Genomic DNA, 23,382 nt, shown 5'->3' on the forward strand with positions numbered 1-23,382 from the left:
GCGCTCCTATTCAGCATGATCATGGCGCGCTCCTGCTCGGCGTGGACTCCAGCTCGCGGCGAGCGGCGGTCACGGCCTCAGGGGCGGCCAGCACAAGCACCTGACGCGCGCGGTCGGCCTGCGCCAACGGGCGGGCCGTCACCCGGGCAAAGCTGGTCTGACCCTGGCGCTGCACCTCCACCACCCGCGCCACCGGCAAGCCGGGCGGATAGATCCCGTCCAGGCCCGAGGTGGTGAGCGCATCGCCCGGCTTGATGTCGGCATTGGCGGCCACAAAGCGCAACTCCATGCCGCTGCTGCGCTCGCCGCCGTAGGCCACCATCAGCGCCTGGGTGCGGGCATTGAGAACCGGAATGCTGGCCTCGCGGTCACTCAGCAAGGTGAGCTCGGCCGTGTTGCGATGAAGGCGGGTGATCTGACCCAGCACGCCGCGCTCATCGATCACGGGTGCGCCGGCCTGCAGGCCATCGGCCTGACCGCGATCGATGACCAATCGACGGCCATGCAGGTCACCGGCCTGGAACAAGACCTCGGCCGAGTGGCTCTGTACCGGCAGGGGCTCGCGCAAAGCGAGCAGGCGGCGCAAGGCCGCGTTCTCGTCCTGCAAAGCCTGGGTGCGCGCCAGGATCAGGGCCTGTTGGGCCAATTGATTGCGGGCGGCCTGCTCGGCCTGCATGGCCGCCTCGGCACCGCGCAGGCGGTCCTGCAGGCCCTCCCAGGCGTCCACCGGGGCCAGCAAGGCGCGCTGCACCGGATTCAGCACCCAGGCCAAGGCCGTGCGCAAAGGCGCCACCCAGCCCATGCGCGCATCGGCCACCATCAGCCCCACGGAAAGCACCGTGCAGATCAGCAGCTTGGTCAGCGCCGTCGTGCCCTGCCGAAACAGCGGCGGCGGGCGACGGTCGAGGGTGGCGAGCGCCACGAGGACTTAGTCCGAGGTGAAGATGGAGCCGGTGCGGTCCAGATGATCCAGGGCCATGCCGCAACCGCGCACCACGCAGGTCAGCGGGTCCTCGGCCACCAGCACGGGCAGGCCGGTCTCTTCGCGCAGCAGGCGGTCCAGATCGCGCAGCAGCGCGCCGCCGCCGGTCAGCATCATGCCGCGGTCGGCGATGTCGGCGCCCAGCTCGGGCGGCGTCTGCTCCAGCGCGTTCTTCACGGCAGAGACGATCTGGTTGAGCGGATCGGTCAGGGCTTCGAGGATCTCGTTGCTGCTGATGGTGAAGCTGCGCGGCACGCCCTCGCTGAGGTTGCGACCCTTGACCTCCATCTCGCGCACTTCGCTGCCCGGGAAGGCCGAGCCAATGTTTTTCTTGATGGCCTCGGCGGTGGGCTCGCCGATCAACATGCCGTAGTTGCGGCGGATGTAGTTGATGATGGCCTCGTCGAACTTGTCGCCACCGACGCGCACGCTGCCCTTGTAGACCATGCCGCCGAGCGACACGACGCCCACTTCGGTGGTGCCGCCACCGATGTCGATGACCATCGAGCCCGCGGCTTCACTCACCGGCAGGCCGGCACCAATCGCGGCCGCCATCGGTTCTTCGATCAACTCAACGCGCGAAGCACCGGCGCCCAGGGCGGCGTCACGGATGGCGCGACGCTCCACCTGGGTCGATCCGCAGGGAACGCAGATGATGATGCAGGGGCTGGGGCGCATCATCGACTGCGGGTGCACCATGCGGATGAACTGCTTGATCATCTGCTCGGTGATCACGAAGTCGGCGATCACGCCGTCCTTCATCGGGCGGATGGCCTCGATGTTGCCGGGCACCTTGCCCAGCATGGCCTTGGCTTCCTTGCCCACGGCCTGGATGGTCTTCTTGCCGTTGGTGCCACCTTCGTGGCGGATGGCGACCACCGAGGGCTCGTCCAGCACGATGCCCTTGTCGCGGACATAGATCAGGGTGTTGGCGGTGCCGAGGTCGATGGCGAGGTCGGTGGAGAAATAGCGGCGCAGGGAACCAAACATGGCGAGGGTGCTTTAACCGGGGGGCCCGGAAACATGCATTTCCGTGGCGTGAATACGGCGAGGCCGCCAGCACTAAAACGCTCTGGCGGCCTCGGAAAATGGGGCCAGAGATAATACCAGCACCCCCCCGCGCGCCTTGTAGGAGAGACCCCCTAAGGTCTTGCTTCTGCTGGCTTTTTTCAGCATCGCGCGCCGCAAGAGGAAATCCATGGCCCTGACCCTGAACGACGTGAGCCGCATCGCCCATCTGGCGCGGCTCGATTGCCCGCCCGCCCAGGCGGAACAGTTGCTGACGCAACTGAATGGCTTTTTCGACATCGTCGAAACCATGCGCGCGGTGGATACCACCGGCGTGCAGCCGCTCTACACGCCGCTGTCCAGCGTGCAAGAGGTGGCCCTGCGCCTGCGCGAAGACGCCGTGACCGAGAGCAATCAGCGCGAGGCCAATCAGGTCTCTGCCCCCGCCGTTGAGGACGGCCTGTTTCTCGTTCCCAAGGTGATCGAATGAGCGCGCACCATTTGGGCGTGGCCGACGGCCTGAAGGCCCTGGCTGAGAAGAAGATCAGCAGCGTTGAGTGGACGCAAGGCCTGCTGGCCCGGGCGCAGGCCCATCAAACCCTGGGCGCCTTCCTGCATCTGGACACCGACGGCGCCTTGGCCGCTGCCGCTCAGGCCGACGCGCGCCGCGCGGCCGGTGAAGCCGCGCCGCTGCTGGGCCTGCCGCTGGCCCACAAGGACATCTTCGTCACCACCCAGCACCCCACCACGGCCGGTTCGAAGATTCTCGAGAACTACCGCAGCCCCTTTGATGCCACGGTGGTGGCCAAGCTGAACGCGGCTGGCACGCATTCCCTGGGCAAGCTGAACTGCGACGAGTTCGCCATGGGCTCGTCGAACGAGAACAGTGCCTACGCCAAGGCCCACAACCCCTGGGATAGCACGCGCGTGCCGGGCGGCAGCTCGGGCGGCTCGGCCGTGGCCGTGGCCGCCGGCCTGGTGCCCGCCGCCACCGGCACCGACACCGGCGGGTCCATCCGCCAACCCGCCAGCTTCACCGGCATCACCGGCATCAAGCCCACCTACGGCCGCTGCAGCCGCTACGGGATGATCGCCTTCGCCTCCAGTCTGGACCAGGCCGGCCCGATGGCGCGCTCGGCCGAAGACTGCGCGCTGCTGCTCTCCGCCATGAGCGGCTTTGACGAGCGCGACGCCACCAGCCTGCAGCAGCCGCCGCAGGACTTCCACGCCCAGATGCTGCAGGCCCGTGCAGGCGCCAGCGCCGCCAAGCCCCTTGCCGGCCTGCGCATCGGCCTGCCCAAGGAATTTTTCCCGGCCCAGCTGGACGCCGATGTGAACGAGCGCGTGCGTGCCGGCCTGGCCGAACTGGAGAGGCTGGGCGCCACCCTGGTCGAAGTCAGCCTGCCGCGCACCGAGCTGGCGATTCCCGTTTACTACATCATTGCCCCGGCCGAGGCGAGCTCCAACCTCTCCCGCTTCGACGGTGTGCGCTACGGCCATCGCTGCGACGACCCCAAGGACCTGCTGGACCTGTACAAGCGCAGCCGCAGCGAAGGCTTCGGCCCCGAGGTGCAGCGCCGCATCCTGATCGGCAGCTATGTGCTGAGCCACGGCTATTACGACGCCTACTACCTGCAGGCGCAGAAGCTGCGCCGCATGATTGCCGACGACTTCCAGCAGGCCTTCACGCAGTGCGACCTGATCGCCGGCCCGGTGGCCCCCACGGTGGCTTGGAAGCTGGGCGAGCAGGGCGACGACCCGGTTAAGGCCTATCTGGCCGACATCTTCACCCTGCCCGGTTCGCTGGCCGGACTGCCCGGCATGAGCGTGCCGGTGGGCCTCGGCGCGCACGGCATGCCCGTCGGCCTGCAGCTGCTGGGCAACTATTTCCAAGAAGGGCAGTTGCTGCACGCCGCGCATGCGCTGCAGATCGCCACCGATTGGCACCGCGCCGTGCCCAAGGGTTTCTGAACATGACGACGACATCCAAACTGGTGCGCGGCTACGAGGTCGTGATCGGCCTGGAAAACCACGTCCAGCTCTCCACCGCCTCGAAGATCTTCAGCGGCTCCTCCACCGCTTTCGGCGCCGCGCCCAACACCCAGGCCTCGGCCGTGGACCTGGCCCTGCCCGGCACCCTGCCGGTGTTGAACCGAGGGGCCGTGGAGCGCGCCATCCGCTTCGGCCTGGCGGTGGGTGCGCACATCGCGCCGCTGTCCATCTTTGCGCGCAAGAACTACTTCTACCCCGACCTGCCCAAGGGCTACCAGATCAGCCAGTACGAGATCCCGGTGGTACAGGGCGGCCAGGTGCGTTTCCTTTTGGGCGAGCAAGAGCGGGTGATCAATCTGACCCGCGCCCACCTCGAAGAGGACGCGGGCAAGAGCCTGCACGAGGACTATCACGGGCAAAGCGGCATCGACCTGAACCGCGCAGGCACGCCGCTGTTGGAGATCGTCTCCGAGCCCGAGATGCGCAGCGCCGAGGAGGCCTGCGAATACGCCAAGACCCTGCACGCGCTGGTGATGTGGCTGGGCATCTGCGACGGCAATATGCAGGAGGGCTCGTTCCGCTGCGACGTGAACGTCTCGGTGCGCAAGCCGGGCCAGCCCTTTGGCACACGGCGCGAAATCAAGAACCTGAACAGCTTCAAGTTCCTGATCCAAGCCGTGAACTACGAGGTCAACTGGCAGATCGACGAGATCGAGGACGGCCGCGCCATTCAGCAGGCCACCGTGCTCTTCAACCCTGATACCGGCGAGACCCGCGCCATGCGCAGCAAGGAAGACGCGGCCGATTACCGCTACTTCCCCGATCCCGACCTGCCGCCGCTGATGATTTCCAGCGACTGGGTCGAACGCGTCAAGGCCGAGTTGCCCGAGCTGCCGGCGGTGATGGCGGCGCGCTTTGAGAGCCAGGATGGCCTGCCGGCCTACGACGCGCAGATGATGACCGCCTCGCTCGAGGTGGCGCGCTACTACGAGGCCGCGCGCGACGCCTGCAAGGCGCCCAAGTTGGTCGCCAATTGGCTGATGGGCGAAATATCCCGCAGGCTGAATGGCGAAATGCCGCCACGCAGTTTGGCGGACTCAGACCTCCCTGTTGGCCCCAAACTTCTCGGAGCAATCATTTGCCGCGTTGCCGACGGGACGATCTCAAACAACGGCGCAAGAGAGCTATTCAGCTTTATCTGGGACGCCGGGAAGCCATCAGACGAAGCCGGAGCTTGTGCACTAGTCGATGCGGCAATTCAGGCCAAAGGCCTCAAGCAGATGAGTGACACCGGCGAGCTTGAGCGCATCCTCGACGAGGTGCTGGCCGCCAATGCCAAGTCGGTGGAAGAGTTCCGCGCCGGCAAGGACAAGGCCTTCAACGCGCTGGTCGGTCAGGCCATGAAGGCCACCAAGGGCAAGGCCAATCCGGCCCTGGTCAACGAGCTGCTGAAGAGCAAGCTCAGCCGCTAACCCGCCGACGCACGGAGCTCACTGGCTGGCCGCTTTGGCGGCCGGCTTTCCAGTGGGCTCGGCCTCAAAGTCACGCGCAGTCGGCGCCGGCCCCAAGGAGCCCGGCGCTGCGCCCGCCCACAGCTTCTTCAAGCGCGCCAGCTCCAGGTCGTAGCGGCGGTTCACCCGCACACGCTCGGCCTCCTGCTGCTCGATGAAGAGCTTTTGGGCCTCCACCGCCGCATCGTTGGCGTCCACCTGCTGCTTCAATTTGGCAGGCAGGGCGCGGCCCTTGTAGAACTCGGCCTCGTCATCCAAGGTTTTGCGCTCGCGGGCCAGGTCCTTCAGCCGGCGCTCGCTGATCTCGGTGGCCTTGATGATGTCGTCCAAGGCCGCCTCCCGCGCCTTGTCGTGGACGGGTTGATTGCGGTAGCGGGTCAGCAAATTGCGGTCGTGACGGGCGGCATCGGCCAGCGCAGCCTTTTGCGCATCCAACTCACGCTGTTTGACATCCGCGGCCGCTTTTTCTTCCGGCGACATCGCCGGAGCCAGCCGGCCGCGCACCGAGCCATCCTTGCGATGCACGGTCTGCTCGCGCGTTTGACATTCCGCGATGGGCCGATCCGAGGTCAATCGCCGGCCGTCACTGGTGACGCAGCTGTAAATCCTGCCGTCGGCACCCGGGCTCTGCCCCTGCGCCGGGCTCAAGCCGCCCAGCACCATCAGCACCCCCAGCAGGCGAAGCCGCTCAAACGCCATAGCGGTCCCGATAGGCCTGCACCCGCGGCGCATGCTCGGCCAAGCCGGCATCGCCTTGCAAAAAGCCCAGCAGATCGCCCAGGCCCGCAATCGCCCAGACCGGCAGGCCCAGCTCGCGCTGTACCCACTGCACGGCCGAATACGGCAGGTCCTGGCCGTTCTCGGCCGCCTTCTCCTGGCGGTCCAACGCGATGGCCACGCCCGCCGGCGTGGCACCGGCGGCGCGGATCAGTTGGATGGACTCCCGCACCGAAGTCCCGGCGCTGATCACATCGTCCACGATCAACACCCGCCCCTGGAGAGGCGCGCCCACCAGGCTGCCGCCCTCGCCGTGGTCCTTGGCTTCCTTGCGGTTGTAGGCAAAGGGCTTGTTGTGACCCAGCCGGGCCAGTTCCACCGCCAGGGTGGCGGCCAAGGTGATGCCCTTGTAGGCCGGGCCGAAGATCAGGTCGAACTCGCCCACATGGGGCAATAGCCGCTGCGCATAGGCCGAGGCCAAACGCCCCATCGTGGCGCCGTCGTCAAACAAGCCGGCGTTGAAGAAATAGGGGCTCATCCGCCCCGCCTTGGTCTTGAACTCGCCGAAGCGCAACACGCCCGCCTGAACGGCAAAGGCAACAAAGTCTTGGGCGTTTTGATCTGGGCTCATTGCGAATGATTCTAGGCAGACTCTCAACACGCCCCAGGTGGCCGGCTCCCACAGCCCGCCGGCGCATTTGTGGTGAACACGCATCAACCCGGCGACGCATGCGCTGACGCCGCTTACGCCCCGCTTAGGGGTATTCCAGAAGGTTCTCTCTAGAGCAGAGCTGCGTATGCTGAGTTGTATGCAGTTTTGTATGCCAAAACTGCATGCGATCGAGTCTCGGGTTGCCCCCTTCCGATTCGCTAGAGTCAGCGCCATTTCGCCGGTTCAGCCCGGCCCAACCCCCCCGGAGTCCCAACGATGAAGCATCGCCCGACCCTGATCGCGCTGGCCCTGGCCAGCGCCCTGCCGACCCTGCAAGCCCAGACCGCACCGGCCACCGAAGAGGCCAAGAAGGACCCCACCCAGCTCGAGGCCGTGATCGTGACCGGCGGTCGCCGGGTCGAGAACCTCAAGGATGTGCCGTTGGCCATTTCGGCCATGAAGGCCGAGGCCCTGGAAACCTATAGCGCCAGCGGTCAGGACATCCGCGCGCTGTCGGCGCGCGTGCCCAGTCTGAACATCGAGTCGGACTTCGGCCGTAGCTTCCCACGCTTCTATGTGCGCGGTCTGGGCAACACCGACTTCGATCTGAACGCCTCGCAGCCCGTGGGCCTGGTGTTTGACGATGTGGTGCAGGAAAGCCCCATGCTGAAGGGCTTCCCGGTCTTTGACGTGGACCAAGTGGAGTTGCTGCGTGGTCCCCAGGGCACCCTGTTCGGCCGCAACTCGCCCGCAGGCGTGATGAAGTTCGATTCGGTCAAGCCCAACAAGCGCCATGAGGGCTATGCCAGCATCGGCATCGGCCGCTTCCAGGCCCTGAACCTGGAAGGCGCCGTCAACGTGCCGATGGGCGACTGGGCGATGCGCGCCTCGGCCATGATGCAGCGTGCCGACGACCGTGTGCACAACCCGCGCGCCACGGGTGAAAAGGACCTGGAAGGCTTCAACGACAAGGCCGCGCGCGTGCAGGCCAGCTACCGCAACGGTGGCTTCCATGGCCTGTTCAAGGTGCAGGGCCGCGACTACAAGGGCAATGCCACCACCTTCCGCGCCAACATCATCAAGCAGGGCACCAATGAGCTGGTGGATGGCTTTGATTCGTCGGTCTATGCCAGCGACGGTCTGAACGTCCAGACGCTCAAGTCTTACGGTGCCAGCGCCCGCCTGCGCTGGGAGATGGACGGCATGACCCTGCACTCCATCACCGCCTACGACCGCGCCGAGTTCTACAGCCGGGGCGACGTGGACGGCGGCTTCGGTGCGGTGTTCCTGCCCACCGGATCGGGCCCGAACTATGGCGGCCAACTGGCCAATATCCCCTTCGCGGCCGAGACGGCCGACGGCCTGCCCTATCTGCGCCAGATGACGCAGGAGTTCCGCTTGGAGTCCAACACCAAGGACCCCATGCAATGGATTGCCGGCGCCTACTACTTCAATGAGAAGCTGCAAGTTGACAGCTTCAATTTCGACAGCTTCGCCCCGGGCAACCCAAACAATGGCTACGCCGTCCAACACCAGGACTCCAAGGCCTATGCCCTGTTCGGCAGCGTGAACTACGCGTTCACGCCCAGCTTCAAGGTTCGTGGTGGCCTGCGCTACACCAAGGACAGCAAGGACTTCTCGGCTTCCAAGCCTGTTGCGCCGCCGTTCTCGCCGCCGATTGCCGGGGTGCTGACGGCCAACCCCAGCGCCAGCAATTTCAGCTGGGATCTGGGCGCTAACTACAACCTGAGCAAGACCACCTCGATGTTCGCCCGCGTGGCCACCGGCTATCGCGCACCTTCGATCCAGGGTCGCGTGCTCTTTGGTGACTCGATCTCGGTGGCCGAGAGCGAGAAGGCGCTGTCGGTCGAGGCCGGCCTCAAGGCAGATCTGCTGGACAACACCGCGCGCATCAGCGCCACCGTGTTCAGCTACCGCGTCAAGGATCTGCAGCTGACCGCAGGCAGCGGCGCGGTGAACCAGAACCGCCTGGTCAACGTCGACAAGGCCGTGGGCCGGGGCTTCGAAATCGACGCCCAAGCCATCCTGGCCGCTGACTGGCGCACCACCCTGGGCCTGAGCTTCAACGACACCGAGATCAAGGACCCGAGCCTGTTCGTCTCCAAGTGCGGCGCACCCTGCTCGGTGCTGGACCCCGCCGGTCCCTTCCCGGGCACGGTGTCCATCAACGGCAACGACCTGCCGCGTGCCCCGCGCTGGGTCGCCAACTGGACCCTGAAGTACAGCACCGAGCTGCTCGGCGGCGACTTCTACGTGCTGACCGACTGGGCCTACAAGGCGGCCTACAACATGTTCCTCTACGAGGCCAAGGAGTACCGCGCCAAGTCCATGCTGGAAGGTGGTCTGCGCGCCGGCTACGCCTGGAACAACGGTGCCTACGAGGTCTCGGCCTATGTGCGCAACCTCACCAACCGCCAGCAGCTGATCGCCGCGATCGACTTCAACAACCTCACCGGCATCATCAACGAGCCGCGCAGCTACGGCATGCAGTTCCGCGCGAACTTCTGATCCTTGTCTTGAGCTGAAGCAGGGCGCGCGATACTCGCGCGCCCTTTTTCTTTGGCTCTTTCATGCGCTTCATCACTGCCAATCTGAACGGTGTGCGTTCAGCCGCCAGCAAAGGCTTTTTCGAGTGGCTGAGCCACCAGCGCGCCGACGCGGTGGGCGTGCAAGAGCTCAAAGCCCAGGCCGATGTGGTTGAGGAGCAGTTCCCGCGCTGCGGCCGCCTGCAAGGTGCCTTCCACTACGCCCAGAAGAAGGGCTACTCGGGCGTCGGGCTCTACACCCATGAAGAGCCCTCGGATGTGCGGATCGGCTACGGCTCCAGCGAGTTCGATGCCGAAGGGCGCTGGGTTGAGAAGCGCTTTGACAAGCCGGGGCGCAAGCTCAGCCTGATCTCCTGCTACTTCCCCAGCGGCAGTAGTGGCGAGGAACGCCAAGCCGCCAAATTCCGCTTCCTGGCCGAGATGGCCCCCCACCTGCAGGCGCTCAAGGCCGAGCGCGAGTTCATTCTTGTGGCTGATGTGAATATCGCCCACAAGGAAATCGACTTGAAGAACTGGAAGGGCAATCTGAAGAACAGTGGCTTCCTGCCCGAGGAACGCGCCTGGCTGGATCAACTATTTGGGTCAACGGACAAAGGCGCCGGACTGGTCGATGTGTTTCGCACCCTGAACCAGAAAGAAGAGCAGTACACCTGGTGGAGCCAGCGTGGTCAGGCCTGGGCCAAAAACGTGGGCTGGCGGCTGGACTATCAAATTGCCACACCGGGACTCGCCGCGCTGGCGAAAAAAGAGAAGATCCACCTGGAGCCGCGCTTTTCGGACCATGCCCCGCTGATCATCGACTACGACTTCGAGATCTGATGCACCGCCGCCACGCCGTCGTCCTGCCGCTGGCCTCGCTGGCGCCGACGGCTTGGGCGGGCAAGGCGCTGCGGGTGCTGGCCTGGCCGGGCTATGCCGAGCCCGAGGTGGTGCAGGCCTTTGAGCGCGCACACGGCGTCCGGGTCGAACTCACGGTCATCGACTCCGACGAGGCTCTGTGGCAGCGCCTGCGCCGCCAGGGTGATTTCGATGTGCTGGCGATCAACACGGCCGAGCTGCAGCGCGCCGTCAACGAGGGCCTGGTTCAGGCCCTGGACGAGACCCGTCTGAAAGCCCTACCACCGCAGCTGCCACGCTTCCGCGATGCCAGCGCGCTGCCGGGCTTGACACGCCGTCTGTCCGGTCGCCTGCAGATCTATGGCGTGCCCTTCACCTACGCAGAGATGGGCCTGATCTTCGATCGGCGCCAAATCAGCCAGCCTCCAGAGTCGATTGCGGAACTTTGGAACCCGCGCTGGCGCGGCAAGGTCTTGGGCTTTGACACCGGCGGCCACAACTTCTCGCTGGCAGCCCAGAGCTTGGGCCTGCCCAGCCCCTTCCGCCTGAGCGATGCCGACTGGCCCCGCGCCGTCGAGCGCCTGATTGCGCTGCGCCGCAATGTGCTGAGCTTTTACAGCCAGCCGGACGAAGCAACCCAGCTGTTTCGTCGTCACGGCTGCGCCTTGATGTTTGCCAATTACGGCAGCCAGCAGCTCACCAAGCTCAAACTGGCCGGCGCCGATGTGGGCTATGCGCTACCGCGCGAAGGCGCACTGGCCTGGCTGGACTGCTGGGCGCTCACCAAGGCCTGCCGCGACCCCGCGCTGGCGCACCAGTGGATCGCCCATTTGTTGGGGCCTCAAGCCAGTCGCCTGCTGGTGGAACGCCAGGGCCTGGCCAACACGGTCAGCGCCCAGGGCAGCCCGGCCGGCTCCAGCCGCTTGATCTGGCTGGAACCGGTGGAAGACGCCGCCCGCCGCGAGCGCCTGTGGGCGCGGGTGCGCTCGGGCGACCGCGCCGAACGCGTGTTGCGGCCATGAGCACCGCCACTCGACCGCTCCACAGGGTGTGCGTCGCTCCCTTGGGACGGGTGCCGCGCATCGCCGGGTGGGCCGGCCCATGACTCCGAGGCGCCCCGGGTCGCTGGGACTGGGCGCGCGCCTGGCGCTGGCCATGGCCTTGCTGGGCCTGCTGGCCGCCGGCCTGACCGGCTACTCCAGCTACCGCACCAGCAGTGCAATGCTGGTGGGCGCGGCCGAGCAGCGCCTGCTCACCGCCACCCGCGTGCTCGGCCGGCAACTCAGTGTCGAACTGGTGGACGTCTCCCGCGATCTGCTGATGCTGGCCGAGCACCCTGCGGTGGCCAATCTGCTGATGCGCAGCGATCCGTCGATTCAACAGCGCCTGGAGGACAACGTGGCGCTGCTGTTGCAGCGTCTGGTGGAGACCCACCCCGAGTACTTTCAGATGCGCCTGATCGACGCCGAGGCCCATGGCCTGGAACGCCTGCGTGTGGACCGCCACCCGCAAGGCGTTCTGCGCGTGGTGGGCGACGAGCTGCAGGAAAAAGGGCATCTGCCCTATGTGCTGGAGACCTTGGGCTTGGTGCGCGGCTCGATCTATATGTCACCGGCCCGCATCAACCACGAAACCGGCAGCCACGCCGGCGTTGAGCGACCCACGCTTCAGATGGCCACCCCGGTGTTTGATGCCCAGCAAAAGGTGCGCGGCGTGGTGGTCATCAATCTGGACCTGGAAGGCCTGTTCCGTCAGCTGGCTGCCGATCTACCGCCCGATCTGCGCCTGTTCCTGATCAATACCGAGGGCGACTACCTGATCCACCCCGAGCCGCGCCAGGCCTTTGCCTTTGATCGCGGTCAGCGGGCCCGCGTGCAGGATGAGTTCGGTGACAGCGCGGCGCTGTTTGAGGGCAGCAGCCCGGCGCAAGACGTGCTGGCCCGCAGCGCCCCCGGCAGCACGCCGGGTCTGCTTGCCGCCTTCGTGCGGCAACCCGATACCGGACTGAGGCTCCAGCACAGCTTCATCCTGGGCTTGGCCCAGTCGATGGACGCCATCGAGCACGAAGCCCGGCAGCTGGCGCTGAGCACCCTGCGGCTGGTGGCCGTCTTTGGGGCGCTGGCCATGCTCGCTGCGGTGCTGCTGGCGCGAGCCTTGGTGCAGCCACTGAACCGCATCGTCCAGGCCCTGGCCGACTTTGCCGAGGGCCGCGGCGGCGGCGAGTTGCCCGTGAAACGGCATGACGAGGTCGGCGCCCTGGCGCGCGGCGTGCAGGCCATGCAGCAGCAGGTCATGAACCGCTTTGGCCAATTGGAGGCGCAGCAACGCGAGATGGGCCATCTGGCCAGCCACGACAGCCTGACCGGCCTGCTCAACCGCCGCGTGTTCCTCGATCGCCTGGACCACGCGCTGGCTCATGCCAAGCGCAGCCAGGGCGAGCTGGCCCTGCTGTTCATCGACCTGGATCACTTCAAGCAGATCAACGATCAATACGGCCACGCCGCCGGCGATCAAGTCTTGCTGACCGTGGCCCAACGCCTGCACGGCATGGTGCGCGAGGCCGACACCGTGGCCCGCATCGGCGGCGATGAGTTCATCGTGCTGCTGGATGGGGGCCACGACGACGCAGCCATACAGCGCGTGGCCGACAAGCTGCTGGCCGCGCTGGCCGAGCCCATCGCCTATGCCCAGCAGGCTCTGCAATGCGGTGGCAGCATCGGCATCAGCCGCTATCCGCACGATGGCCAGACCGCCGCCGACCTGATCGCCGCGGCCGACCGCGGCATGTACCGCGCGAAGACGGGCGGGCGGCAGCGGGCCGAGTTTTCCGCGTAGCGCGGCTCGCGGCTTTATTCCTCCCAGTCGAAGCGCCACCATGCCAGCAGGCCGCACAGCAGACTGGCCCCCAGCAGCACCCCACACGGCGCCCACGCCGCCTCCAGGCCCAGGCCGCGCCAGGTCATGGCGTCCAGCCCATCCACCGCCCAGCGGGTCGGCATGGCCAGGGTGACGGTCTGCAGCCACTCTGGGAATACAAAGCTGGGCACCCAGGCGCCGCCCAACATCACCATCAGCAAGGTGGCCAGGATGGCCATACCGCGCGTGGCCTCGGGGTTGCGGCCCAGCGCGGCCACCAGCAGACCGAAGCTGGCGGTGAACAGCGCAAAGCTCACCAGCAACAAGGCGAAGCCGATCCCACTGCCCAGCACACGCACCCCGAAGACCGCCATGCCGGCGAGCATGATGAGCACAAAGCTGAACAGAGCAATCAGGGCGGTGCTGAGCACGCGGCTCCCCAGCAGGGTGCCGCGCGACAACGGGGCCGCACGCAGGCGCTTCCACAGGTCCTGGCGCCGCATCAGCAACAGGGCCACGGCCATCTCCACCCCCAGCATCAAGATGAACTGCACCCCCATGCCGGCAAAAGAGTGGGCATAGCCGTTGTAGCCCGCCTCTTGGCCCTTGGCGGTGACCTCGTGCTCCTGCAATGCAAAGGGCGAACGCAGGCCCTGGCCCACACCCTCCGTCCCCTCTCCCCCTGCAGCACTGCGGGCCTGCACCTTGGCCACGCTGTCGAACAACTGCGCCAGTTCGGCCCGCTGCTCGGTGGGCATGTCAGCCTGGGCCGCTTGCTCGCGCAAGCGCTGCCAGTTGGCGCCCTGCGGGCTCATGGCACTGCGGCTGACCTCGGCCATCAAGTGCTGCGTCAGCAGCCCCTGCACCAGGGCCAGGGTGCTGCGCTGCGAAGGGTCGATGTGCAGCGCCAACTGCGGCTGCGGGCCGGCGCCAAACAGAGCCAAACCGGCCTGCTCGCCAAAGCCTTTGGGCAAGATCAGGGCCGCCCGCAGGGTGCCTCGACGCACAGCCTCCAAGGCCGGCTCCGGCGCCAGCCTCTGCAGGCTCAAGTGCGGCTCGGCCGCCAACACGGTCAACAAGCGGTGGCTCAGCGCACTGTCGTCCTGATCCACCACGGCCAGCGGCACCGGGGCCGGCTTGCCCGAAGGCTTGCCGCCGAACAAGCTGCCGAAAAAGGCCGCGATCAAGATGGGCGCCAGCAAATTGATCAGCAGCGCGCGCCGATTGCCCAGGTACTGCAACAGATCCTTGCGGACCAGACTCATCAAGGCAGTCATCAGCGCATCTCCCCATCGCGCAGCGCGCGTCCGGTCAGGGACAAGAACACATCCTCCAAGCTGGCCCGGGCGCTGTGCACCTGCTGCACGCCACAGCCCGCCAGGGCCTGCAGCAAGCCCGCCGCGGCCAGGTCCAGATTGCTCAGCCCCACCTGCAACTGCAATCCCTCGCAGCGCAGGCTCAGCACGCCGGGCAGCGCGCGCAGGGCCGCCACGTCAGGGGGCGCACTCAGCTGCAGGCTCAGGGTCTGGGCCACCGGCAGCTGCGCCAACAACTCAGGCAGGCGCCCCTCGGCCACCACCTGACCGTGGTCGATGATGACGATGCGATCCGCCAGACGCTCGGCCTCCTCCATGTAATGGGTGGTGTAGATCAGCGCCTTGCCCTGACGTTTGAGTTGTTCCAGCAGCTCAAAGATGGCGTTGCGGCTGTGCGGGTCCACGCCGGCCGTGGGCTCGTCCAGCAAGATCAGATCCGGGTCGTGCATCAGCGCGCCGGCGATGTTCAGACGACGCTTCATACCGCCACTGAAGTGGGCCGGCTTGTCCTTGGCCCGCTCGCTCAAGCCCACCCAAGCCAGCAGCGCGTCGGCGCGGGCTGTGGCCGATGCGCGATCCAGGCCGTAGAGCCCCCCCAGCACCTGCAGATTGGTGCGCGCGCTCAAGTCCTCAAACAGCGCGATCTCTTGCGGCACCAGGCCGATGCGGCGCTTGGCGCTGTCGGTTGCCTGATCCAGCGCCGCGCCCGCCACCCGCACCTGTCCGGCATCCGGGCGCAACAGACCGCTGACCATCCCGACCGTGCTGGACTTGCCCGCCCCATTGGGCCCCAACAGAGCCACCAACTCGCCAGCCCGCACCTGCAGACTGACCGCCTGCACCGCCACGCGCTCGCCATACCGCTTGTGCAGGCCCTGGGCCTCCAACACCGTGTCCATATCGCCCCCATCTCAGAGTTGGGGCGAATGCTAGGCAGTGCGGTAGCGCTCAGGCCCTTCCGGACGACAAAACACCCCCGGGCCGCGCCAATGGCAGCCCGGGGGCGTGGACGGAGGGGTCGCTTAGAAGCCGCTGACGTTCAAGCGCCCGCCAGTGGACACCTTGCCCGCACGCGAGGCCGTGGCCACCGCGCTGTTCAGGATGCCGGCCTGGTTGGCGCGCTCGCAGGCGCCTTGCAGCGCCTGCGGGGAAGCGCCGCAGCCTCCCAGTGACTTCCCGCACCCCCGGGACAGCCCGCAGGGCCGAGGGCGCAGCAGACCGGGACAATCGCGCCCAGGCTGCCCGTCTTATGCACGGGCAGCGTCGCATCTGGAGATTGCATGAATACCGCCACCCTGCCCGCCGGCACTGCTGCCGCACGGCAAAACACCACCGACATCCTGGGCCAGCCCAATCAGCTGTTTGTCCTGTTCTTCACCGAGATGTGGGAGCGCTTCTCCTACTACGGCATGCGCGCGCTGCTGGTGCTCTTTCTGGTCAGCGAAGTCAGCAAGGGCGGCTGGGGCTGGACCCGCGCCGACGCCACCAGCCTCTATGGCTGGTACACGATGGCGGCCTATCTGACGCCCATCCTGGGCGGCTACCTGGCCGATCGCTACCTGGGCACCCGCCGCTCGGTGCTGTGGGGCGGCTTCATCATCGCCGCCGGCCACATCTCGCTGTTCCTGGAAACGGTGCCGATGTTCTATGCCGGCCTGGGGTTGATCGCCCTGGGCACGGGCTTCTTCAAGCCGAACATCTCGGCCATCGTCGGCCAGCTCTACACCAAGGACAACGAGGGCCGGCGCGACAGCGGCTACACCCTGTTCTACATGGGTGTGAACGCCGGCGCCTTCTTCGGCATCTCGCTGTGCGGCTACATCGGCGAGAAGATTTCCTGGAATCTGGGCTTTGGCCTGGCTGGCGTGTTCATGATCCTGGGCGCGCTGCAGTTCTGGTTCTCGCGCTCGCTGTTCGGCAGCATCGGTGACAAGGTGGACGCCGCCAAGGCCGCCGAACTCGCCAAGGCCGAGGCCCTGGACGACACCCCGGGCCATGTGGTGGTGGACCGCCTGAAGGCCATCTTCGTCTTCAGCTTCTTCACCATCTTCTTCTGGTTTGCCTTCGAGCAGGCCGGCGGTTCGATGACCATCTTTGCCGCCGACTACACCGACCGCACCCTGATCGGCACCTCGGGCCTGCTGTTCAAGCTGATCAACACCGCCATGACCGTGGTGCCGCTGATCATCCTGTCCTGGCTACTGTTCCGGCTCTATCGCAACACCGGCGGCAAGGTCTGGCATGCCAATTTGTCGCTGGCGGTCGCCTTTGCCGTGCTCTGGGGCCTGTGCATCTGGATGCTGGGCCGCGAGTTCCTGATGGACCAGAGCGAAGTGCCCGCCACCTGGTTCGGCGTGCTCAACAGCTTCTTCATCGTCGTGCTGGCCCCCATGTTCTCCAAGATGTGGGAAGAGAAGTGGAACCCCAGCGGCCCGGTGAAGTTTGGCGTCGGCCTGATCCTGCTGGGCCTGGGCTTCGCGGCCCTGGCCTATGGCGCGCTGAGCATCGAGCCCGGCGCCAAGACGGCCCAGGTCAGCATGATGTGGCTGGTCATCGCCTACCTGCTGCACACCATGGGCGAGCTGTGCGTGTCGCCGGTGGGCCTGTCCTACATCTCCAAGCTCGCGCCCGTGCGCCTCTTGGGCCTGATGTTTGGCGTTTGGTTCCTGAATTCTTCGGTAGCCAACTGGCTGGCCGGAAAGAGCGGTTCTTACATCGACGAGATCTCCAAGGCCTACTCGATGTCGACCTTCTTCATGATCTTCTTCGTCGTGCCTTCGGTGGCCGGCCTGGTGTTGATCGCCCTGACCCCGAAGATGAAGAAATGGATGCACGGCGTTCACTGAGCTCCGCATGCTGATTTCGGCTTGGATGCAACGCGGGCTCAGGCCCGCGTTTTTCTTCGGCCTTGTGTCGCTGCTGGCCGGCTGCGCCGTGGTGCCGCCGGCACCGCGCGATGCCGGCGAACGCGAGGCCCTGCTGCAGCGAGTCTGGCAGTTGATTGACGAACGCCATGTCGACCCAGCGCCACCCGGCTGGGGCGACGCCCCACTGCGCCATCGCGCAGCGGTGCTGGGTGCAAGCGAGGCCGACCCCGAAGCGCTTTGGCAGGCGCTGGACGGACTGGCCGGTGAACGGCGCGATGCCCACACCCGTGTCGAAGGCCCGCGCGAGGTGCAGCGCAAGACCGAGGACCGCGGCCCCTCGCTGGGCCTGGGCCTGGCCCAGTTGGAAGGCCAGTGGGTGATCGACCGGGTGCTGCCCGACAGCCCCGCCTTCGACGCCGGCCTGCGCCCAGGTGACGTGCTGCTGCAGTGGCAAGGCCGCTCCCCCGAAGACCTCTGGGCCGAGCACCTGCGCGACGCCCGCCAGAGCTCGACGGCACAAGCACGCGAACTCAGCGCCCTGCGTCGCTGGCTTGATGGGCCGCTGGGCAGCACGGTGGCGCTGCGCTGGCAGAACGCCTCCGGCGCTGTCCAGGAGCAAAGCTTGAGCCGCCGCGAACGGCCCACGCCGGCACGCTGGCGCCTCGAGCTGCGCCCCTCGGGCGTGGGCGTGTTGCAGTGGAATCGATTCGACGTCGGTATCGAGGCGGCCCTGGTGAAGGCGCTGCGCGAGCTGCCACCGCTCAAGGGCCTGGTGCTGGACCTGCGCGGCAATGGCGGCGGCAATTTCGACATGACCAAGCGCCTGCTCGACCGGCTGTTGCCCCAAAGCCAGCCCATCCAGATCACCCAGGCCAAAGGCGGCACCGACCGCCAGACGCACCGTGCCGGAGGAACCGCCGCGCTTTACGCCGGCCCGCTGCGGGTGTTGATGGATCGCCAGTCCGCCAGCGGCGCGGAGATGCTGGCCTCCAGCCTGCAATTCCATGGCCGCGCCCGCGTGCTGGGCGAGACCAGCTGCGGCTGCCTGCTGGGCATCCGTCGCCATGTGCCGCTGGCCCCGCAGGCCCGCTTGGCCATCAGCGAAATGGGCATCACGCTGCCGGACGGCCGGCGCATCGAGGGTCAGGGGGTCGAACCGGACCGCGCGGTGCCCCGCACCCTGGCTGCCCTGCGTGCCGGACGCGACGAGGTGCTCGAAGCCGCCGAGGCGGAGTTGATCGCACCGTAGACTCTGCGCCGGGTGTTGCCCTTCAGGGCAACAGGTTCACGCGCTGGTCGGGCCGCCACGCGGATCTTGCTTTTCCAAGTCATGAACAACCCCAGCACCCTGCAGATCCTCGCCGCCATCCTCTTCGGCCTGGCCTTGATCCACACCTTCTCGACGAAGTTCTTCGAGGGCCTGGCGCACCGCCAGCCGCGCCATGCGGGGCTCTGGCATCTGCTGGGCGAGGTCGAGGTGGTGTTTGGCTTCTGGGCCCTGGTGCTGGTGGTTTGCATGGCCGCGCTCGCCGGCAAGGCCGAGGCGGTGCAGTACATCGACACGCGCAATTTCACCGAACCGCTGTTCGTGTTCGCCATCATGGTGGTGGCCGGCACCCGGCCCATCCTGCAGTTCGCCGGTGGCTTGGTTCAGGCGGTGGCGCGCTTCGTGCCCTTGCCGCGCGGCATGGCGATGTACTTCCTGCTGCTGGCCTTGGTGCCGCTCTTGGGCAGCTTCATCACCGAGCCCGCCGCCATGACCCTGGCCGCGCTGATGCTGCGCGACACGCTATTCAGCCGCGAGATTTCCACCAAGCTCAAGTACACGACCCTGGGCGTGTTGTTCGTCAACATTTCCATCGGCGGCACGCTCACGCCCTTTGCCGCGCCGCCGGTGCTGATGGTGGCGGCCAAGTGGAACTGGGACCTGTGGTTCATGGTCAGCACCTTTGGTTGGAAGGCCGCCATGGCGGTGGCCATCAATGGCGGCTGCGCCATGCTGCTGTTCCGCAAGGAGTTGGCCCATATGGGACAGCCCCCGGCCCAGACGGCCGCGCGCGTGCCGCTTTCGGTGATTGCCGTGCACCTGCTGTTCCTGCTCGGGGTGGTGGTGTTTGCACACCACCCGGCGGTCTTCATCGGCCTGCTGTTGTTCTTCATCGGCTTTGCCACCGCGTACAAGCGACACCAGGACCCATTGATCCTGCGCGAGGCCCTGCTGGTGGCCTTCTTCCTGGGCGGCCTGGTGGTGCTGGGCGGCTTGCAGCAGTGGTGGCTGCAGCCGCTGTTGATGAAGATGGACGCCAACGCGGTGTACTTCGGCGCCACAGCGCTCACCGCCATCACCGACAACGCCGCACTCACCTATCTGGGCTCGCTGGTCGAGGGCCTGAGCGAGGAATTCAAGGTGGCCCTGGTGGCCGGCGCGGTCACCGGCGGCGGCCTGACCGTGATTGCCAACGCCCCCAACCCGGCGGGCGTGTCCATCCTGCGCAGCAAGTTCGACGACGGCGCCATCTCGCCGCTGGGCTTGCTCATTGGCGCCCTGCCACCCACCGTGGTGGCGATCCTGGCCTTCCGCTTGCTTTAAGGCCTGTTCTCGACTTATTAATGACGGAGCCGGGGCATTCATGCCGATCCAGTTCGCCCGCCAGCTGACCGGCTCGAGGCGCAGCATCCAGGCGGACCGCCGCTTGGGCTGGTTGTTGGCCTTCGTAGCTGGCGCATTAAATGCCGGTGGCTTTCTGGCGGTGCGGCAGTACACATCACACGTGACCGGGAGTCTGTCCTCGGCCGCCGACCATGCCGTGCTGGGGCACTGGGACTTGGTGGCAGATGGCGTGATCGCCGTGTTGGCCTTCTTGTTAGGCGCCCTGTGCTGCGCCCTGTTGGTGAACTTGGCGAGGCGCCGCCAATTGCGCAGCGAGTTCGCCATCGTGCTGCTGCTGGAGGCCGGTCTCATTCTGCTTTTTGGCCTGATGGGCGCCTGGCTCTCGCACCACGAGACCCTGTTTGTGCCCATGACGGTGCTGCTGCTGTGCTTCATCATGGGGCTGCAGAACGCCGTCATCACCAAGCTGTCCAATGCCGTCATCCGCACCACGCACATGACCGGAGTCGTCACCGATCTGGGCATCGAGCTGGGTCGGCTGCTTTATGTCAATCGACGCGAACTGCCCGGCCTGGAGGTGCGCGCGGATCGGACCCGGCTGCGGGTGTTGGCCGGTCTGCTGGCGGCGTTCTCTGGCGGCGGCCTGGTCGGCGCCTGGGGCTTTGACCGCCATGGCTATGTCTCCACCCTGCCGCTGGCCGCGCTGGTGGCCGCGCTCGCTCTGATGCCGGCCCTGGATGATGTTCGCCAATGGCTGAAGGCGGCGCCCCCCCATGACTGAACGAAGCCACGACGACCTTGACGAGCCGGACACCTTTGAGGCGGCACCCGGCCCGGCTCTGCCTGTCCCCTATGTGGTGAAGACGGCGGCCAGCCTGTCGCTGCACTTCTCCTTTGCGGCCACGCAAAGCCGCATGGACCTGCGGCACCCCGACCGACTGACCTTGGCCTACACCCGCACCATGATGGGCTTCCTGCTGTTCTCGGCGCAGGCTCGGCGCATTGCCATGATCGGCCTGGGCGGCGGTTCCCTGGTTCGCTTCATGCTGGCCCACTTGCCGGAGGTGGAGCTGAAGGTGGTAGAGAACAACGCCGAGGTGCTGGAATTGCGCCAGACCTTTTTGCTGCCGGCCGACGACGAACGCTTCAAGGTCAGGCTGGCTGATGGCGCGGAGTTCGTGCGCGATCCCCCGCGCCACTTCGACGCGCTGCTGGTGGATGCCTTTGATGGCAATGGTCAGCCCGAGGCCTTGGCGACGCGGACCTTCTACCAAGACTGCCGGGACACGCTGACCGATGAGGGCGTGCTGGCCGTGAATCTATGCCCCGGGTTTGCAGACTTCGAGCCCCAACTGGAGCGCCTGCGTCAGGTGTTCGATGAGCAGGTGCTGGTGGTCACTGATGTTGAATGCAGCAACGCCATCGCCTTTGCCACCCAGGGTGACTTGCTGGCGCAGTTTGAACGCCATGGCTGGCGTTGGCGCGACCGGCTGGCCGACGCGCCGCGCAAGCAGCTGATGCCCGCCCTGGTGGGCGTGAGCCGCACCCTGCAGCGGTTTCGAACTCACTCGTCCAGCATCAATACATAGGCGCCGCGCGCCGGCAGGGTCAGCACACCGTCCTGCAGTTGGGGGGCGGCACCGCCCAGGGCGCCGCGCACGCGCGCGAGTCCGGTGGTCATTTCCGGGAAGCGCGCCAACGCCAGCCGCGTCTCACCCTCGTTCTTGTTCAGCACCAGCATCAGGCGTCGCTTCTGGGCGGGCTGGTAGCGGAACAGCACATAGACGCCGTCGCGCGGCGTGTACTGCATCAGCTGGCCGCTGTGCACCAGGGGCTCGGTCTTGCGCCAGTTGAAGAGCCGGCGCACAAAGGCCTGCATCTCGCGCTGGGCAGGGCTCAGGCCCTGGCCGCTGAACGCGTTGACGACATCGCCCGCCCACCCCCCGGGCATGGGCGCGCGCACTTGGCCGTCGTCGCGCTGTGCCGGGCTGGTGAACAGCACTTCGTCGCCGTAGAAGAACTGCGGAATGCGCCGCGTGCTGGCCATGAAGGCCAGGGCCATCTGCGCCGCCGCGGGGTCCTCTTTGAGCAGGCTGAAGAAGCGCGGGGTGTCGTGATTGCCCGCGAACAGCACCAACTGCTCGGGCGCCGCGTACAGGAAGTCGTGGGACAAGGCCTCGTAGAGCTTGGCGAAGCCGCCGGAGTGGCTGTCGGTCTCGGTCAAGGCGGCCAACAAGGCTCCCTGCAGCGGGAAGTCCATCAGCGCCGGCAGGCTGGAGCGATAGCCGTCGTGGTTGGTCTTGCCACGCTGCCAGTAGGCCACCACGGCCGGGTGCGGGCTCCATTCCTCGCCCACGATGTTGAGGCGCGGGTACTCGGCCATCAGCCGCGCTGTCCAGCGCGCCAGGAAGTCGCGGTCCGAGTAGGCATAGGTGTCGGTGCGGATGCCCGACAGGCCGGCCTCCTCGACCCACCAGATCGACATCTGGGTCAGATAGTTCGCCACCACCGGATGGCGCTGGTTCAGGTCAGGCATCTGCTGCGTGAACCAACCGCTGGCAAACCGTTCGCGATCGCTGGGCGCGGCATAGGGGTCCAGCAGGCTCATGTGGGCGTGGCTGGTTTCCGTGTAGCTCGGCCACTGGTTCACCCAGTCCGGGCTGGGCAGGTCCTGCATCCAGCGGTGGCTGGCGCCGATGTGGTTGAGCACGATGTCCTGGATCAGCCCTACGCCCAGCGCGCGCGCTTCGGCGCTCAAGGCCAGGTAATCGGCATGACGGCCAAAGCGCGGGTCAATGGCGTAGAAGTCGCTGGCGGCGTAGCCGTGATAGCTGTAGCGCTCGCCGTTGTTTTCCACCAGGGGCGTGGGCCAGAGCTGCGTGAAGCCCATGCCCGCGATGTAGCCCAAATGGGCACGCAGGCCGGCCAGATCGCCCCCATGGCGGGCGCCGGGGTCCTGGCGGGTACCCGTCGCCTCAACCAAGTGCGCAGGCAAAGTCTTGCTCGCCTGTCCCTGGGCAAAGCGATCCGGCACCACCAGGTAGATCGCATCCTGGGGACCGAAACCCTGGCGCTGCGCCGAACCGGGCGCGCGCTGGCGCAACTCATAGCGCTGGGTCCAGGGCTGGCCAGCGCCGTCGAAGCGCAGTTCCAGCCAGCCGGGCTTGGCCTGCGGCGTCAACTCCAGGTCCAGCACCAGGTAGTTCGGACTGCCCAGCCGTTGCACCGACTTCAAGCGCACCCCGGGCGCCTGCAGGCTGGGTTGGCGCGCGGCAATGCCAGGGCCCTGCACCAGCAGTTGCAGCTGCGGCTGCTGCATGCCAACCCACCAATGCGGGGGCTCGATGCGCTGCACGTCAGCCGCCACCGAGGCGGACAGGGTCAAGGTCATCAGGGCCGTCAGGGCTGGGAGCAAGGGGGGCATGCCGGACTGCAAATGTAGTTTTATTACTCTCTAACGCTAAGG

19 protein-coding genes are annotated in these 23,382 nt (G+C 66.6%); 12 read left to right on the forward strand and 7 right to left on the reverse strand.

Annotated elements, in window-relative coordinates; all coding sequences use genetic code 11:
- Window positions 1-19: 19 nt before the first annotated feature.
- Window positions 20-922, reverse strand: a complete 903-nt coding sequence (gene mreC / locus FF090_RS18465; protein ID WP_138858137.1) for a rod shape-determining protein MreC — start codon at window positions 920-922, stop codon at window positions 20-22.
- Window positions 923-928: 6 nt separating this feature from the next.
- Window positions 929-1,972 carry a rod shape-determining protein gene (locus FF090_RS18470; protein ID WP_138858138.1) on the reverse strand — a complete coding sequence of 348 codons (1,044 nt, stop codon included), beginning with the start codon at window positions 1,970-1,972 and terminating at the stop codon, window positions 929-931.
- A 208-nt stretch (window positions 1,973-2,180) separates the two neighbouring features.
- On the opposite strand from FF090_RS18470, the gene gatC reads away from it, so the two are divergent.
- Genes gatC through gatB form a run of 3 tightly spaced genes read left to right on the forward strand, consistent with a single transcriptional unit; the run spans window position 2,181 to window position 5,454 of the window.
- Window positions 2,181-2,480 (forward strand): Asp-tRNA(Asn)/Glu-tRNA(Gln) amidotransferase subunit GatC, encoded by a 300-nt coding sequence (gene gatC, locus FF090_RS18475; protein WP_138858139.1) that lies wholly within the window; start codon window positions 2,181-2,183, stop codon window positions 2,478-2,480.
- A complete protein-coding gene (gene gatA, locus FF090_RS18480; protein WP_138858140.1) occupies window positions 2,477-3,961 on the forward strand; it encodes an Asp-tRNA(Asn)/Glu-tRNA(Gln) amidotransferase subunit GatA in 1,485 nt (494 codons plus the stop codon). The genes gatC and gatA overlap by 4 nt, the downstream gene beginning before the upstream one ends.
- Before the next feature lie 2 nt (window positions 3,962-3,963).
- Window positions 3,964-5,454, forward strand: a complete 1,491-nt coding sequence (gene gatB, locus FF090_RS18485; RefSeq protein ID WP_138858141.1) for an Asp-tRNA(Asn)/Glu-tRNA(Gln) amidotransferase subunit GatB — start codon at window positions 3,964-3,966, stop codon at window positions 5,452-5,454.
- A gap of 18 nt (window positions 5,455-5,472) precedes the next feature.
- On the opposite strand, the gene FF090_RS18490 is transcribed toward gatB, so the two are convergent.
- Together FF090_RS18490 and pyrE are read right to left on the reverse strand one after the other, a co-directional pair.
- On the reverse strand, window positions 5,473-6,192 hold the full coding sequence (locus tag FF090_RS18490) for a hypothetical protein (protein ID WP_175423726.1): 720 nt from the start codon (window positions 6,190-6,192) through the stop codon (window positions 5,473-5,475).
- Window positions 6,182-6,841, reverse strand: coding sequence for an orotate phosphoribosyltransferase (gene pyrE, locus FF090_RS18495; protein WP_138858142.1), 660 nt, complete (start codon window positions 6,839-6,841; stop codon window positions 6,182-6,184). Before pyrE ends, FF090_RS18490 begins: the two co-directional genes overlap by 11 nt.
- 297 nt (window positions 6,842-7,138) lie before the next feature.
- Between pyrE and FF090_RS18500 the strand changes: the two genes are divergently transcribed.
- The 4 genes from FF090_RS18500 to FF090_RS18515 all read left to right on the forward strand — a co-directional run bounded on the left by FF090_RS18500 (window position 7,139) and on the right by FF090_RS18515 (window position 13,101).
- A complete protein-coding gene (locus FF090_RS18500) occupies window positions 7,139-9,391 on the forward strand; it encodes a TonB-dependent receptor (RefSeq protein ID WP_138858143.1) in 2,253 nt (750 codons plus the stop codon).
- Window positions 9,392-9,453: 62 nt separating this feature from the next.
- The gene (locus FF090_RS18505; protein ID WP_138858144.1) at window positions 9,454-10,248 is read left to right on the forward strand and encodes an exodeoxyribonuclease III; all 795 of its coding nucleotides are present in this window, start codon (window positions 9,454-9,456) and stop codon (window positions 10,246-10,248) included.
- Window positions 10,248-11,288: an ABC transporter substrate-binding protein gene (locus tag FF090_RS18510; protein ID WP_138858145.1), complete on the forward strand. Its 1,041-nt coding sequence runs from the start codon at window positions 10,248-10,250 to the stop codon at window positions 11,286-11,288. The genes FF090_RS18505 and FF090_RS18510 overlap by 1 nt, the downstream gene beginning before the upstream one ends.
- Before the next feature lie 79 nt (window positions 11,289-11,367).
- Entirely contained in the window at window positions 11,368-13,101 is a 1,734-nt protein-coding gene (locus tag FF090_RS18515) for a diguanylate cyclase domain-containing protein (protein WP_138858146.1), read from the forward strand.
- A 14-nt stretch (window positions 13,102-13,115) separates the two neighbouring features.
- On the opposite strand, the gene FF090_RS18520 is transcribed toward FF090_RS18515, so the two are convergent.
- Window positions 13,116-14,399 (reverse strand): ABC transporter permease, encoded by a 1,284-nt coding sequence (locus FF090_RS18520; protein ID WP_138858147.1) that lies wholly within the window; start codon window positions 14,397-14,399, stop codon window positions 13,116-13,118.
- The gene (locus FF090_RS18525; RefSeq protein ID WP_138858148.1) at window positions 14,399-15,337 is read right to left on the reverse strand and encodes an ABC transporter ATP-binding protein; all 939 of its coding nucleotides are present in this window, start codon (window positions 15,335-15,337) and stop codon (window positions 14,399-14,401) included. Before FF090_RS18525 ends, FF090_RS18520 begins: the two co-directional genes overlap by 1 nt.
- Window positions 15,338-15,718: 381 nt before the next feature.
- Here FF090_RS18525 and FF090_RS18530 point away from each other — a divergent pair, with 381 nt between their 5' ends.
- The 5 genes from FF090_RS18530 (at window position 15,719) to FF090_RS18550 (ending at window position 21,505) form a co-directional block, all read left to right on the forward strand.
- Window positions 15,719-17,284 carry a peptide MFS transporter gene (locus FF090_RS18530; protein WP_138858149.1) on the forward strand — a complete coding sequence of 522 codons (1,566 nt, stop codon included), beginning with the start codon at window positions 15,719-15,721 and terminating at the stop codon, window positions 17,282-17,284.
- Between the two features lie 7 nt (window positions 17,285-17,291).
- Window positions 17,292-18,554: a S41 family peptidase gene (locus FF090_RS18535; RefSeq protein WP_138858150.1), complete on the forward strand. Its 1,263-nt coding sequence runs from the start codon at window positions 17,292-17,294 to the stop codon at window positions 18,552-18,554.
- An 81-nt stretch (window positions 18,555-18,635) separates the two neighbouring features.
- Window positions 18,636-19,895: a putative Na+/H+ antiporter gene (locus tag FF090_RS18540; RefSeq protein WP_138858151.1), complete on the forward strand. Its 1,260-nt coding sequence runs from the start codon at window positions 18,636-18,638 to the stop codon at window positions 19,893-19,895.
- 40 nt (window positions 19,896-19,935) lie between these two features.
- Complete coding sequence (locus FF090_RS18545) at window positions 19,936-20,697, forward strand: YoaK family protein (protein ID WP_138858152.1); 762 nt, start codon at window positions 19,936-19,938, stop codon at window positions 20,695-20,697.
- On the forward strand, window positions 20,690-21,505 hold the full coding sequence (locus tag FF090_RS18550; RefSeq protein ID WP_138858153.1) for a fused MFS/spermidine synthase: 816 nt from the start codon (window positions 20,690-20,692) through the stop codon (window positions 21,503-21,505). Before FF090_RS18545 ends, FF090_RS18550 begins: the two co-directional genes overlap by 8 nt.
- Here the strand turns inward: FF090_RS18550 and FF090_RS18555 are convergent.
- Window positions 21,481-23,340 carry a glycoside hydrolase family 13 protein gene (locus tag FF090_RS18555; protein WP_138858154.1) on the reverse strand — a complete coding sequence of 620 codons (1,860 nt, stop codon included), beginning with the start codon at window positions 23,338-23,340 and terminating at the stop codon, window positions 21,481-21,483. The genes FF090_RS18550 and FF090_RS18555 overlap by 25 nt on opposite strands.
- Between the last annotated feature and the right edge of the window lie 42 nt (window positions 23,341-23,382).

Origin of the sequence: Inhella inkyongensis (genome assembly GCF_005952805.1) — a bacterium.
Classification (GTDB): Bacteria; Pseudomonadota; Gammaproteobacteria; order Burkholderiales; family Burkholderiaceae_C; genus Inhella; species Inhella inkyongensis.